Below are 12,380 nucleotides of genomic sequence, written 5' to 3'. Positions count from 1 at the left end.
ACCCATCTTGGCGGTGATGACTTTGACCAGAGAATTATGGACTGGCTGTGCGACGAGTTCAAACGGGACCAGGGGATAGACCTCAGGCAGGACCGGATGGCGTTGCAGAGGATAAAAGAGGCCGCCGAAAAAGCCAAGGTGGAACTCTCCACCGTCCAGCAGACCGATGTAAACCTGCCCTTTATTACCGCCGATGCCAGCGGCCCCAAACACCTTAATATCACCCTGACCCGGGCCAAGCTGGAGCAACTGGTTATGGACCTGGTGGAAAAATCACTGGAGCCCTGCCGCCAGGCGCTGAAGGATGCCGGCAAGACCGCCGCCCAGATTGACGAAGTTGTCCTGGTGGGCGGCCAGACCAGGATGCCACTGGTGCAGGAGAAGGTAAAACAGCTCTTCGGCAAGGAACCCCATAAAGGAGTCAACCCTGATGAAGTAGTGGCTATCGGTGCTGCCATTCAGGCGGGTGTCCTCAAGGGAGAAGTTAAGGATGTTCTGCTGCTTGACGTTACTCCCCTGACCCTGGGTATTGAGACCCTCGGTGGTGTGGCTACTCCTCTGATTCCCCGCAACACCACTATCCCCACCTCCAAGAGCCAGATTTTCAGCACGGCCGCTGATAGTCAGCCCAGCGTGGAAATCCATGTCCTCCAGGGGGAGAGACCCATGGCTACAGATAACAGGACGCTGGGGCGGTTCATGCTTGACGGTATTCTACCCGCGCCGCGAGGCATGCCCCAGATTGAGGTCAGCTTTGATATTGATGCTAACGGTATCCTCAGCGTCAGAGCGCATGATAAAGGCACGGGTAAAGAGCAAAAAATCACCATCACCGCTTCCAGCGGGCTGAGCAAAGAAGAAGTTGAAAAGATGCAGCGGGAAGCCGAAATGCATGCCAGTGAGGATGCCAAACGCCGTGAGGAAATAGAAGCTCGCAATACCGCGGATACCCTGGCTTACACCTCCGAGAAGACACTGAGGGAACAAAAAGACAAGATACCGGCGGACTTAAATCAGGAGGTAGAAAGCAAGATCAGTGAAGTACGCTCGGCGCTGCAGGGAACAGACGTTGAAGCTGTCCGCCGGGCGTCACAGGAACTAAATGAGATAATGCAAAAGGTAGGAACAGCTATCTACCAGCAGCAGCCACCGCCTGGAGAGACACCCCCGGGTGACAGCGGGGAAACACCACCCGGCAAAGAAGACGAGGGTACCGTCGAAGGTGAATTCCGCGAGGTGTAAGTTATTCACGGGAGTTCAAGCAGGGGCGAAGCCCTTCCTCCGTACGGCTGTCATTGCGAGGAGCACGTTCACTTCGCTCAGTGTAAACTCCGCGACGAAGCAATCCGTGAGGGGAGGGGCACAAACATACCCCAGCCGGATTGCTTCGCCCTCGGGACTTCGGCGTGAGCTCAGTCGAACGCTGAACTCGGGCTGAAGCCTCCTGATAAATCGGAATGGTCTCGCAATGATAATATGCGAAAAGGGGATAGGGTTTAACGAATAACTATGGCAACGAAACGGGACTATTATGAAGTCCTCGGTATTGACCGAAATGCCACCGATGAAAAAATAAAGAGCGCTTTTCGTAAGCTCGCCTTCAAATATCATCCCGACCGTAACCCGGAGAACGGGGCCGAGGAGAAGTTCAAGGAAGTAAACGAAGCCTACGAAGTGCTCTCCGACTCCGAAAAGCGGGCCGCCTATGACCGTTTCGGGCATGGTGGCAGCCAGGGGTTCTTCAGCGGAGGGAGTGATGGCTTTGGCTTCGGCGGCTTTGGTGATATCTTTGATGCTTTCTTCGGTGGAGCCACTACGGCTACCCGCCAGCAGCCGCAGCCGGGTACTGACCTTCACTATAAGACTACCATCAGCTTTGAAGAAGCGGTTTTCGGTGTTGAAAAAGAGATAAATATCTCCCGCACCGAGCATTGCTCGCAATGCCAGGGTACCGGCTACCCGCCGGACAGTCCGCCTGTGCAGTGTCCTAATTGCAGCGGCACCGGGCAGGTACGCCGGGTACAGCAGAGTATCTTCGGTCGCTTTACCAACATCGCCACCTGTCCCCGGTGTCAGGGCGAGGGCCGGATTATCACTGATTCCTGTCCCCAGTGCCGGGGTACGGGCAAAGAGAAGCACGAGCGGAATATCACTGTCAAAATACCCGCTGGCATTGAGGATGGTTCCCGGATACGGCTTACCGGTGAAGGCAATGCCGGGGCAAGGGGTGGCCCCCCGGGCAATCTCTACCTCAGTTTATCCGTAAAACCGCATGAGCTTTTCACACGGGCGGGTAACGATATTCTCTATGAGCTGCCCATCAATTTCGCCCAGGCGGCTCTCGGAGATGAGGTGGATGTACCCACTTTAGAGGGCGATGTCAAGCTCAAGATCCTGGCCGGTAGCCAGACGGGGCAGGTCTTCCGTCTGAAAAACAAGGGCGTTCCTCATCTTTATGAAAGAGGACGCGGTTCTCAGTTAGTGACGATAGTGATATCCACCCCCGATTCACTTACCAGGGAACAGCGTCAGCTATTTGAAAAGCTGGGTAAAACACTGGGCCCGCCCAAACGCAGGAAGTAAGCCGCCGGTCAGGAGCGTTTTCGCCGTCTCAGGAAAGAGAAGAGTCGCCACTTCCGTCCGGCCAGCTCATGACTGTTGACGGCTGACATCAATCTCGCCGCTTTCTGACGGAGGTCAGCCCCCTCATATAAGACCTGATAGATAGCTTCGGTAATCGGCATTGCCAGCCCCATCTGCCGGGCTATCTCCCAGACAACCAGAGTCGTAGTTACCCCCTCAGCCACCCCGCTCATCGATTCCGCTATCTCCGCCAGCGAACGCCCTTTGGTCAGCTCTACCCCTACGTAATGGTTGCGGCTCAACGGGCTGGCGCAGGTAGCAACCAGGTCACCCAGACCGGCCAGACCGGAGAAGGTAAGCGGATTAGCTCCCAGAGCCACTCCCAGCGCCGTCATTTCAGTAAGGCCCCGGGTAATCAGCGCCGCCTTGGCATTATCACCGTAGCCTAACCCGTCAGCGATACCGGCCCCCAGAGCCACGATATTTTTCAACGCCCCCCCTAATTCAACCCCGATGACATCAGTATTGGTATAGACGCAAAGGTTCGGGCTGGTTAATAACTTCTGGGCTTTCCTGGCGATAGCGTCATCTTCCGCGGCGATAACGGTAGCGGCCGGCAGGTTAGACAGGATTTCCCGGGAAAGGTTGGGGCCGGAGAGAATGCAAATATTAGAATGGAAATCAGGTTTTATCTCTTCAGCGATCACCTGTGACATACGCTGACTGCTGCCAATCTCCAGTCCCTTGGCGGCACTGATGATGAGCATTGACTTCTTGAGATGCCCGGCAACAAGCTTGATATTCTGGCGCATGCTTTGTGACGGTACCGCCAGTATGACCGCCCCGGCTTTATCCAGTGCTTCACCTAAGGAACTGGTTACTAATAACCTGGGCGGGAATTCAATACCGGCCACTGTGGCGGGATTAGGGCCGTTATCTTTGAGGGCGACAGCCTCCTGCTCGGTACGAGCCCACAGGCTGACCTGTAATCCCTTACGAGCCAGCATTATGCCCAGGGTCTCTCCCCAGGAGGTAGTGCCAATGACGGCAACCTTAGACATGTATTACTCGCCGCTCTGTTGAGAGTTTACGTGCTCTCCCTTTTCACCCAGTCTACGCTCTTTACCGGACAATAACCGGCTGATGTTATCTCGATGCATAATGATAATCACTATCGTGCCTATTAGAGTGTAGATAAGGTATTCAAAGGGAAAACCATTGAGAATAGTAAGCGGTAATAATATGGTGTAAGTACCCACTGCCCCGGCGATGGAACCCAGTGAGGCGAATCTGGTCAGCCCGGTGCCGATAATAAAGACCTGCCCGCCGAAAAGAGCTACCACCGGGCTTAAAGCGGCCAATCCCCCGAAGAAAGTGGCCACGCCTCTTCCCCCCTGAAATTTAAGGAAGACCGACCAGTTATGCCCCGCCATCGCCGCTAATGCCGCCATACATTGCGCCGTCAGCAATCCCAGGCTGATATTACCTACTAACAGGTAGCTTCTACCGACCAGTAAACCGGCCAGTACTACCGCCAGCGCCCCTTTTAACAAATCAAGAGTAAATACCAGGATCGCCGCTTTCTTACCAGCCACCCTCAGCACGTTGGTCGTCCCCGTTTTGCCACTGCCATATTGCCTGACATCGACCTTGGCGCTCCGCCTGGCGATTAATAAACCAAAGGGAATGGCACCCAGAAGGTAACTGATTATCACTACCGCGACAAATGTGGCAACTATCATGATTCTCCTCTGTTTTTAAAAACTAAACGAAGCGGGGTGCCCGCGAAACCAAACGCCTGGCGCAGTTTGTTCTCCAGGTAGCGTTGATAGGAAAAATGGACCAGCTCAGCATCATTGACAAAAAAGACAAAGGTCGGCGGGTTCACCTCGGCCTGGGTGGCATACAGGATCTTCAACTGCCTCTTGCCAACACGCGGCGGGCTGTGGGCCGCTACCGCTTCCTGCACCACGTTATTGACCGCGGCTGTTTTCAGCCGCTTTAGTCTCTCCTGATAGACCCGGTACGCCTGGGGCATAATCTCATCTATTCCTTGCCCGAGTTTGGCCGAGGTGTACAGCACCGGCGCATAGTCTATGAATTTAAGCTGGCTCCTGATTTGACGGTCCCATTCGGTCACGTTCTTATCAGCCACCATGTCCCATTTGTTAACCACCAGTATAATCCCCTTCGCCATCTGCCGGATATAGCCGGCAACGTGCATATCCTGAGCCGTAAGGGGCTCCATAGCATCAATTACCAGTAAAGCGATATCAGCCCGCTCGATAGCTCGCAGGGCGCGGATAACGCTGTACCGCTCCACCCCTACCTCCACCCGTCCCCGCCGCCTGATACCAGCGGTATCAATAACTAGCACACTTTGCCCCTGGAAGTCAAATAGAGTATCTATGGCATCGCGGGTCGTCCCCGGAATATCGCTGACAATAGACCTTTCCTCGCCGAGCAAGGCATTCAGCAGCATCGACTTGCCGACATTGGGTCGGCCGACAATAGCCACTTTCATGGCCTCCGGTTCAGCCTGTGCCGGTGGTGGCGGTGGTAGCAGCTCGATAATTTTGTCCAGAAGCTCAGCGGTCCCCCGTCCGTGGTAAGCGGAAATCACCAGAGGCTCACCCAGCCCCAGCTCGTAAAACTCCACCGCCTCCGCCTCGAATTTGGGGTTGTCCGCCTTATTCGCCACCAGTAACACCGGTTTGTCCACCTCACGAAGCATAGCGGCTATCTCCGTCTCAAAAGGTACTATCCCTGTTCTGACATCCACCAGGAAAATAATAGCGTCAGCTTCAGCAATGGCTGTCTCCACCTGTTCCTTTACCCCCTGGTCAATAGCAGACTGAGGCTTCAGTTCCAGTCCTCCGGTATCAACCATGGTGAACTCAGTTCCCTGCCAGGAGACAGTGGTCAGTATGCGGTCACGGGTGGTCCCGGGCAAATCCTCGGTAATGGCTATCCGTTTACCGGATACCCGGTTAAGGAGGGTGGACTTCCCCACATTCTGCCTGCCGATGATAGCCACAACCGGTTTACCCACGGCCACCTCTAAGAGTTCTCTATAAATAGTATCCTCCTCCTCTTCCGGGCTGAGCCTGCCTCTGCGTAGATTCAGGCTCTCTGTCCTCACTGGTCTGAACGGGTGGTTTCATCCTTGGTAATTCCTGGGTCAGTTTCACACTGGGAGCTTCAATCTCGCTCCGGGCAATCTTTTTCAGGTCGGTAATAATATCCCTCAGATTCTGGACAAAGGCATTATACTCCATGACAAACCGGTTAAACTGGTCTACCGTCTCCTTTGGGAGCTCAATAGTCAGGGCTAACTCGTGAAACTGCTCGACGAATTCATAATAGTTAGTGTTAAGCAACCACAACTCGTTGAGATAGGTACGCAGGTAAACACTGAACCGGCCTGTCCTGGCATCGCTTTCCATGCGGTCAATAAAGCTATTGCCCCAGTTATTAAAAACTCGCTGCGCCATATCACAACCCCGCGCCCAATCCCACAGTCTGGGATTATCAATATTAAACAGGCCATCGATGATGACAAAGATGGACAGGGAAGAGTTACCCATGAAACGCCGGTTAAAATACCCGGACAGCTGGCGCAGCTTCAGGGATGCGCGTTCCATATCACCTTCCCTGGCTTTAATCACCGCCGCCACCAACCCGATCACCAGAATCACACCCATAGCTCCCGCCAGAAGCCAGATTGGCCACTCGTAGAAATAACCAAGCAGAGCCAGCACCGCGATTAACAGGGGAGACCAGCCCCACTCTACTATCGTACTCAAAATCCTTAACTTACGCATATCATTCCCCCTAATGATAGCCAGCCAGCGGCCTGGACAGACCGCCCAGCAGGTGGGCTAACAGCGCCTTCTGCACGTGCATCCGGTTCTCCGCCTGGTCAAAGACTACCGACTGCGGACTATCCAGAATGCCCTCAGCCACTTCCTGCCCCCGGTGAGCCGGTAACGGGTGCATCAATATGGCATCATCTTTAGCCAGAGACAGGAGCTTACTATCTACCCGGTAATTAGCGAACACGCGCTGGCGTTCCAGCGCCTCTGCTTCCTGCCCCATACTCGTCCAGACATCAGTATAGACGACGTCGGCGCCACTGACCGCAAGATCCGGGTCCTCGGCGCTGAATATTTCGCCACCGCTGGAGGCGGCATAGTCCTCAGCCAGTTGCCATATTTCCGGCTGAACTGTGTAACCGGGTGGGGAAGCTATTCTGAAATTCATTCCGGTTAATGCCGCCGCCAGCAGCAGGCTGTTGGCTACATTATTGCCATCGCCAATGAAAGCCAGGGTCAAGCCCGCTAAATCATCCTTTTTCTCATAGATGGTGAGCAGGTCGGCCAGTGCCTGGCAGGGGTGTTCCCGGTCAGAGAGAGCGTTCACTACGGGTACCGTGGCATAGGTGGCCATAATTCCCAGAGTCTCGTGGGAAAAGGTGCGCGCGGCGATAACATCTACGTAGCGGCTGAGCACCCGGGCCACATCCGGGACTGACTCCCGTTCCCCCAGCCCAACCTCTGCCGGAGACAGATAGATGGTCTGACCACCCAGTCCTCCCATAGCTACCTCAAAACTCACCCGGGTCCTTAATGAGGGCTTTTCAAAAATGAGGGCTAAGGTCTTCCGCTCCAGTAAAGAAAGCCATCCCTTGGCTTTGATATCGACAGTATCAGAGATGAAGGAGAGGATATCATCACCGCTGAGGTCAGATATTGAAAGCAAGTCTTTCCCTTTCAAATCATAACCCCCCTGATATTTCCCAAACGAACACTCTGAGCCAAAGCCACCTGTTGATTATGTACAGTATATCACGAAAAAACAATTATTCAATAGCCGACCAGTAACTAAGAACCGCCGGACTAAAGATAAAAATGCCAGGATAAGGGGAACTCAAACCACTTAAAGCTGACGCCGGCTATTGACAGACCCCGGACAGTATGATTATAATAATTTCAGGGATTATTTAGATATTTATTAAATTCTAAAGTACCAGAATCTTTCGGGCAGGTAACCGGACTTATGGAAGAGCAAGTTTATACTTATCATGCCGAGATGTGCAAGGTCTTCTCTCATCCGAAGCGGCTGGAACTGATTAATGCCCTTCGAGATGGTGAGATGAGCGCCGGTGAACTCAGCGTCAGGCTTGAACTAGCGCCGGCTAACCTGTCCCAACACCTGAGCATGATGCGGGAACGCCGTATCCTTGTCTCAAGGAAAGAGGGAAACATGGTCTACTACCGTATAGCTAATCCCCGCCTTCTTATTGAAGCCTTCGATTTATTGCGGGAAATATTATTTGAGCAGATCAGGCAGGATGCGGCCCTTATCCAAGAAAACAGCAGCCAGACAGTAGTGGCCGTGACCTCTGAAAGACTTCAGGGAGGCTAACTAAAGATGAAACTGGCGATCATCATTAACAGCAATGATGCGGAAACAGCCTGGAACGCGCTGCGCCTGGCCAATGAGAGTATTAGCCAGGGAAATGAGACGACCGTCTTTCTCCTCGGCAGTGGCGTGGAGGTAGTAGGCATCAAGAGCGAGACTTTCAATATCGCCGAGTTGGGGGAGAAGTTCCTCAGCGGCGGTGGTAATCTCCTGGCCTGCGGGACCTGCCTTAAATCCAGAGAACAGGAAGCCGGGGTTTGCTCTATCTCAACGATGTCACAACTGGTAGAGGTTATTACTGGTTCAGATAAATTGGTCACCTTTGGCTGAACTGATAGTACTTTTAGCGGAGCGGAGCAATGACCGGAAAGATGGCCCTGGTTGATTACAAAAAGTGTCTCCCGGAACTTTGTGATAGCGGTACATGTGCCGCGGTTCTGGCGTGTCCCCACAGGTTGCTGAAACAGGAAATGCCCTATGAGGCGCCAATGCCTGACCCCTCCGTTTGCCGGGGCTGCGCCAAGTGCGTTGTCGCTTGCCCGCTGAAAGCGATACAAATATACCTGACATAATCTCTCATTATGATGGCAAATGAGTATGGTTACCATGGATATACATGAAGTAGGAGCGTTATGCCCGAGTTTCAGATAAGGATCACGAAAACTCTATCATATCTCCATACTTTCACCATACTTCCTTGGTATCTTGAAGATAGAGACAGGAGCTTTGCTAACAAATCAGGAAAGGAGGAAAGCTGTGGATAAGAATCTAAAGACAATATTGATAATAGGGGGCATCATCGTAGGTGTTCTGGCTATCCTGTCCATAGTCCCCGGAATCCTCTGGGGAGGGCAATACGGAAGTTGGGGTATGATGGGCCCCGGTATGATGGGAGGTTATGGTACCATGTTTCTTATGCCTATTTTGTGGATAGTTGTTCTAGGGTTGATCATTTGGGCAGTTGTGGCTGCTGTCCGTCCCGGCGAATCAAGCAGGTCGGATTCTGGAACGTCTTCAGCGCTGGAGGTGCTTAAAAAGAGATACGCACGGGGCGAGATAGACAAAGAAGAGTTTGAAGAGAAGAAAAAAGACCTGATTTGAAGGTTATCGGAGACTATTGATGAGACTGAGACATTTGGCGGTCATTTCCGTAGTGCTAACGACCTTGCTGGGTCTGGTCTCCTGCGCTCCGGTCTGGGGACCGTCCGGGGGTGGCGGCATGATGGGTGGTCAAGGTGGTGGCATGATGGGGCCTCAGGTACCGGGTTCGGAGCAGCCCTATCCTTACGGGACGGGTGGTATGGGTCCGGATATGATGGAGGGCATGCCCATGATGGGAGGGATGACGGGCTACTACTCCGGAGTTCCAACAGCGCTGTCCCATGATGATGCCAGACAAATTGCCGGGCGGTATCTTGCATCCTTGAACAATCCTGACCTTATTATTGACGAGTTCGAGGAGTACTCCCATAACTTTTATGTGGCGCTGGTTGAAGTAAGCACGGGGAGGGGAGCCATTGAAGTCATCATCGACCGGTACAGCGGCAACCTTCAGCCCGAGCCGCAGAGCATGACCTGGAACAGGAAGTATGGCATGATGGGCGGCTACCAGTCAGCGCAGATGACAGTTTCATCAGCGCAGGCTTTGGAAATCGCCCGAAACTTTCTGGCCGTTGTCTACCCCGGCACCGAGGCTGATGAAATCGTCGCTTACTACGGCTACTACACGATAATGACTGAATTTGAAGGCAAGCATTACGGTATGCTGAGCGTCAACGGCTACTCCGGCGAAATCTGGTACCATGCCTGGCACGGAATGTTCATCGCTGAAGCGTCAGACCAACCAAACCATTGACAGGGCTCATCTCCTGTAGTATAAGACAGGAACAAGTAGAAAAGGAGGGTTGTAATGCCGACGGAAGCACGAATTGTGGTCTTGCTCTTCCACCTGCTGGCGATGCTCTTCATGGCTGCCCCGCTCTACGCCCTGGTCACCGTTAATGAGCGCGCCCGCTTTACCGTTCCACCTAACTACAATACCGACCGCTATCTGGAGAATATCATCAAGAACCAGCCGGTACGCTGCTACGCTTACCTGACCGTCCTCGTGGTGACCGGTATCCTGCTGGTCTGGGCACGGGGATGGGCATGGGCCGACTGGGCATTGATTACCAAACTGGGAGTAACCGCCCTGCTGGTTTCACTGCTGAGCTACGTCCACTTCAATATACAACCCCGCATTGAGAGCGTCCTGGATAAAGTGAAGCCCGGAGAAGAAGTCCCAACTGCAGACAGGCCCACCCTGATGGACTGGCGCGGCCGGCGCAAACGCCTGGCGGGTATCTGCCTTTTCCTGGTGCTGACCGCCATCATCATGGGGGTAAGAGTCACCTGGAGCTACGTGCCCTGGCTCGCGATTGTGTTCGTGGTAGCCGCAGCCCTCTTCGCCTGGCGGGTGTACCGCACTCCGCTCCGCCTCGGCTGGTTCTGATAATGCAGGAGGACGATAATGACAGAAAAATATACCGTATCGGGAAGTCAGGTGGTGGAAAAAGTAAAACAGCTTATCCATGAAGGCAATATCAGGAGAGTACGCTTACTCCACGAAGGACGCACCGTTATCGAAATTCCGCTGTCAATAGGTGCCCCGGCAACAGCTATTGCAATTATTGCCGCGCCCCTGCTGGCCGCCCTGGGCGCTTTCGCCGCACTGGTCACGGAATGCACCATCGAGGTCGAGAAGATGGAGGACAAGGAATAACTGGAGAATCTTGGCAGTCTGGCAAAGACCGGTTTAGACATGGCCGGAAAGGGGAGCTATATCCTGCTCATCAGCCTCCCCGGTGAGCAGGCGATTTCCGTGGGCAGTCTTAAAACAGTCTGTTTTCCCCGTGGTTACTATGCTTATGTCGGCTCCGCACTGGGCGGATACAAAGCCAGGCTAAACCGCCACCTTAGAGCGGATAAAAGGCCCCGCTGGCACATCGACTACCTGCTACGGGAGGCGTCAATAAACGAGATGGCACTGTGCCCGACTACGGACAGGGTTGAATGCGCCATGGCCCGGGCACTCAGCCAGCAGTTCGATTCCATCCCCGGCTTTGGCTGCAGCGATTGCCGCTGCTGCAGCCACCTCTTTTTTACTGCTGATAATGAGGAACTGAAAGCGGAAGTTATTTCAATTATTAAACGGCTGGGGATAAAGCCGGTAGTGATTTGAATTATAATAGATCAGAGCGCGGATGGTAAGATAAAACAAATGACCAAAATTATTCTAGCCAGACACGGAGAGACGGCATGGAACGTCGAGGAAATATTCCGCGGCAGGGCTGATGTTGATTTGAACGCCACCGGAATCAACCAGGCGGAACTGCTGGCGGAATTCCTCAACAAAGCGGATATTGAAGCTGTTTACTCCGGTCCCCTGCAGCGCGCCCTCAAAACGGCGGAGGCGATTGCCCACCATCATAATCTCCGGGTAGAGATCGCCTCCGGGTTGAATGACCTTGATTTCGGGAAGTGGCAGGGGCTACCCAGTAAACAGGTCAAGGAGAGGTATCCACAGCTTTATGATGAATGGGTTAATACCCCTCACCGGGTAAAAATACCGGAGGCGGAGAGCCTGGATGCCGTCAGGCAGAGGGCGCTCAGCCTGGTGGATGAGGTAATAGCCAGGCACATCGGCATTGTTGTCCTGGTATCTCACCGCGTGGTGAACAAGGTGCTGATCTGCGCTCTGCTGGGACTGGACAACTCCCACTTCTGGAACATCAGGCAGGACAACTGTGGAATTACTACCTTCAGTCATGAAAGAGGTCGTTTTGTCCTTACCGGCCATAATGACACCTCTTTCCTGGCTCCCCTCAGCCAAGCTCCGCTCAGTGACTTTTAGAAGCTCACGGCTTATAATGTAATCAGGAGAAACATACCAGGGGAGGAAACAAAGGTTATGACAGGGACCAAGAGAAAATATTTCGGCGCGCTGGCGCTGTTAGTGGTCTTCGGGCTGGTCATGGCGGCTGGCTGCGCCCAGACCGGCGCTCAAGTCATCTCTCCGCAGGAGGCCACTGCCTTGATACAGGAAAACGGTAACAACCCGGACTTCATCATCATTGATGTGCGTACACCGCAGGAGTACAACGACGGACATATCGTGGGCTCCGTTAATATTGATTTCTACGCCGCTGACTTCCGCGACCGTATCAGCGCACTTGACCGGAGCAAGACTTACCTTATCTACTGCCAGAGCGGCAACCGCAGCGGTCAAAGCCGGGGGATGATGGTCGAGCTTGGCTTTGAGAAGATATACGACATCGGGGGGGGAATAGTTGCCTGGAGGGCGGCCGGACTGCCTACGGTGAAGTAAGACTAGT

Annotated in this window: 17 protein-coding genes; 12 read left to right on the top strand and 5 right to left on the bottom strand. The window is 53.6% G+C overall.

Annotation, left to right across the window (positions count from 1 at the left end):
* Together Q8Q07_08905 and dnaJ are read left to right on the top strand one after the other, a co-directional pair.
* A partial coding sequence (locus Q8Q07_08905; protein ID MDP3880404.1) for an Hsp70 family protein occupies positions 1-1,242 on the top strand: 1,242 nt, incomplete at its 5' end.
* 267 nt (positions 1,243-1,509) lie between these two features.
* Entirely contained in the window at positions 1,510-2,583 is a 1,074-nt protein-coding gene (gene dnaJ / locus Q8Q07_08900; protein ID MDP3880403.1) for a molecular chaperone DnaJ, read from the top strand.
* 8 nt (positions 2,584-2,591) lie between these two features.
* Here dnaJ and Q8Q07_08895 read toward each other — a convergent pair whose 3' ends face one another.
* From Q8Q07_08895 to argF, 5 genes are read right to left on the bottom strand one after another with little or no spacing between them, the layout of a single operon-like run.
* A complete protein-coding gene (locus Q8Q07_08895) occupies positions 2,592-3,644 on the bottom strand; it encodes an NAD(P)H-dependent glycerol-3-phosphate dehydrogenase (protein ID MDP3880402.1) in 1,053 nt (350 codons plus the stop codon).
* Between the two features lie 3 nt (positions 3,645-3,647).
* On the bottom strand, positions 3,648-4,325 hold the full coding sequence (plsY, locus tag Q8Q07_08890; GenBank protein ID MDP3880401.1) for a glycerol-3-phosphate 1-O-acyltransferase PlsY: 678 nt from the start codon (positions 4,323-4,325) through the stop codon (positions 3,648-3,650).
* The gene (gene der / locus Q8Q07_08885; GenBank protein MDP3880400.1) at positions 4,322-5,635 is read right to left on the bottom strand and encodes a ribosome biogenesis GTPase Der; all 1,314 of its coding nucleotides are present in this window, start codon (positions 5,633-5,635) and stop codon (positions 4,322-4,324) included. The genes plsY and der overlap by 4 nt, the downstream gene beginning before the upstream one ends.
* 19 nt (positions 5,636-5,654) lie before the next feature.
* Complete coding sequence (locus Q8Q07_08880) at positions 5,655-6,407, bottom strand: hypothetical protein (GenBank protein ID MDP3880399.1); 753 nt, start codon at positions 6,405-6,407, stop codon at positions 5,655-5,657.
* 10 nt (positions 6,408-6,417) lie between these two features.
* Complete coding sequence (gene argF / locus Q8Q07_08875) at positions 6,418-7,359, bottom strand: ornithine carbamoyltransferase (GenBank protein MDP3880398.1); 942 nt, start codon at positions 7,357-7,359, stop codon at positions 6,418-6,420.
* Between the two features lie 282 nt (positions 7,360-7,641).
* Here argF and Q8Q07_08870 point away from each other — a divergent pair, with 282 nt between their 5' ends.
* From Q8Q07_08870 to Q8Q07_08825, 10 genes are all read left to right on the top strand, one after another.
* Positions 7,642-8,010, top strand: coding sequence for a metalloregulator ArsR/SmtB family transcription factor (locus tag Q8Q07_08870; GenBank protein MDP3880397.1), 369 nt, complete (start codon positions 7,642-7,644; stop codon positions 8,008-8,010).
* A gap of 6 nt (positions 8,011-8,016) precedes the next feature.
* A complete protein-coding gene (locus tag Q8Q07_08865; GenBank protein ID MDP3880396.1) occupies positions 8,017-8,337 on the top strand; it encodes a DsrE family protein in 321 nt (106 codons plus the stop codon).
* Between the two features lie 29 nt (positions 8,338-8,366).
* Complete coding sequence (locus Q8Q07_08860; protein MDP3880395.1) at positions 8,367-8,579, top strand: 4Fe-4S binding protein; 213 nt, start codon at positions 8,367-8,369, stop codon at positions 8,577-8,579.
* A 184-nt stretch (positions 8,580-8,763) separates the two neighbouring features.
* Positions 8,764-9,108: an SHOCT domain-containing protein gene (locus tag Q8Q07_08855; GenBank protein ID MDP3880394.1), complete on the top strand. Its 345-nt coding sequence runs from the start codon at positions 8,764-8,766 to the stop codon at positions 9,106-9,108.
* Positions 9,109-9,127: 19 nt separating this feature from the next.
* Positions 9,128-9,862: a hypothetical protein gene (locus Q8Q07_08850; GenBank protein ID MDP3880393.1), complete on the top strand. Its 735-nt coding sequence runs from the start codon at positions 9,128-9,130 to the stop codon at positions 9,860-9,862.
* Positions 9,863-9,916: 54 nt separating this feature from the next.
* Complete coding sequence (locus tag Q8Q07_08845) at positions 9,917-10,498, top strand: hypothetical protein (GenBank protein ID MDP3880392.1); 582 nt, start codon at positions 9,917-9,919, stop codon at positions 10,496-10,498.
* Positions 10,499-10,516: 18 nt separating this feature from the next.
* Positions 10,517-10,768: a DUF4342 domain-containing protein gene (locus tag Q8Q07_08840; protein MDP3880391.1), complete on the top strand. Its 252-nt coding sequence runs from the start codon at positions 10,517-10,519 to the stop codon at positions 10,766-10,768.
* Between the two features lie 39 nt (positions 10,769-10,807).
* A complete protein-coding gene (locus tag Q8Q07_08835) occupies positions 10,808-11,227 on the top strand; it encodes a GIY-YIG nuclease family protein (GenBank protein ID MDP3880390.1) in 420 nt (139 codons plus the stop codon).
* Between the two features lie 39 nt (positions 11,228-11,266).
* A complete protein-coding gene (locus tag Q8Q07_08830; protein ID MDP3880389.1) occupies positions 11,267-11,899 on the top strand; it encodes a histidine phosphatase family protein in 633 nt (210 codons plus the stop codon).
* Positions 11,900-11,956: 57 nt separating this feature from the next.
* Entirely contained in the window at positions 11,957-12,373 is a 417-nt protein-coding gene (locus Q8Q07_08825; protein MDP3880388.1) for a rhodanese-like domain-containing protein, read from the top strand.
* The last annotated feature ends 7 nt before the right edge of the window (positions 12,374-12,380 follow it).

The sequence above is a fragment of the Dehalococcoidales bacterium genome, assembly GCA_030698765.1.
In the GTDB taxonomy this organism is placed as follows: Bacteria; Chloroflexota; Dehalococcoidia; order Dehalococcoidales; family UBA2162; genus JAUYMF01.
Note: the sequence above shows the minus strand (reverse complement) of the source record. Positions and strands in the feature narration are given on the sequence as shown.

Excerpts from the sequence above, each read along its gene's own strand:
- Q8Q07_08860 (MDP3880395.1), top strand. The coding sequence starts at position 8,367 with ATGACCGGAAAGATGGCCCTGGTTGATTACAAAAAGTGTCTCCCGGAA.
- Q8Q07_08835 (MDP3880390.1), top strand. The coding sequence starts at position 10,808 with ATGGCCGGAAAGGGGAGCTATATCCTGCTCATCAGCCTCCCCGGTGAG.
- Q8Q07_08845 (MDP3880392.1), top strand. The coding sequence starts at position 9,917 with ATGCCGACGGAAGCACGAATTGTGGTCTTGCTCTTCCACCTGCTGGCG.
- Q8Q07_08895 (MDP3880402.1), bottom strand. The coding sequence starts at position 3,644 with ATGTCTAAGGTTGCCGTCATTGGCACTACCTCCTGGGGAGAGACCCTG.
- Q8Q07_08880 (MDP3880399.1), bottom strand. The coding sequence starts at position 6,407 with ATGCGTAAGTTAAGGATTTTGAGTACGATAGTAGAGTGGGGCTGGTCT.
- Q8Q07_08865 (MDP3880396.1), top strand. The coding sequence starts at position 8,017 with ATGAAACTGGCGATCATCATTAACAGCAATGATGCGGAAACAGCCTGG.
- Q8Q07_08825 (MDP3880388.1), top strand. The coding sequence starts at position 11,957 with ATGACAGGGACCAAGAGAAAATATTTCGGCGCGCTGGCGCTGTTAGTG.
- Q8Q07_08830 (MDP3880389.1), top strand. The coding sequence starts at position 11,267 with ATGACCAAAATTATTCTAGCCAGACACGGAGAGACGGCATGGAACGTC.
- Q8Q07_08870 (MDP3880397.1), top strand. The coding sequence starts at position 7,642 with ATGGAAGAGCAAGTTTATACTTATCATGCCGAGATGTGCAAGGTCTTC.
- plsY (MDP3880401.1), bottom strand. The coding sequence starts at position 4,325 with ATGATAGTTGCCACATTTGTCGCGGTAGTGATAATCAGTTACCTTCTG.
- Q8Q07_08840 (MDP3880391.1), top strand. The coding sequence starts at position 10,517 with ATGACAGAAAAATATACCGTATCGGGAAGTCAGGTGGTGGAAAAAGTA.
- Q8Q07_08850 (MDP3880393.1), top strand. The coding sequence starts at position 9,128 with ATGAGACTGAGACATTTGGCGGTCATTTCCGTAGTGCTAACGACCTTG.
- dnaJ (MDP3880403.1), top strand. The coding sequence starts at position 1,510 with ATGGCAACGAAACGGGACTATTATGAAGTCCTCGGTATTGACCGAAAT.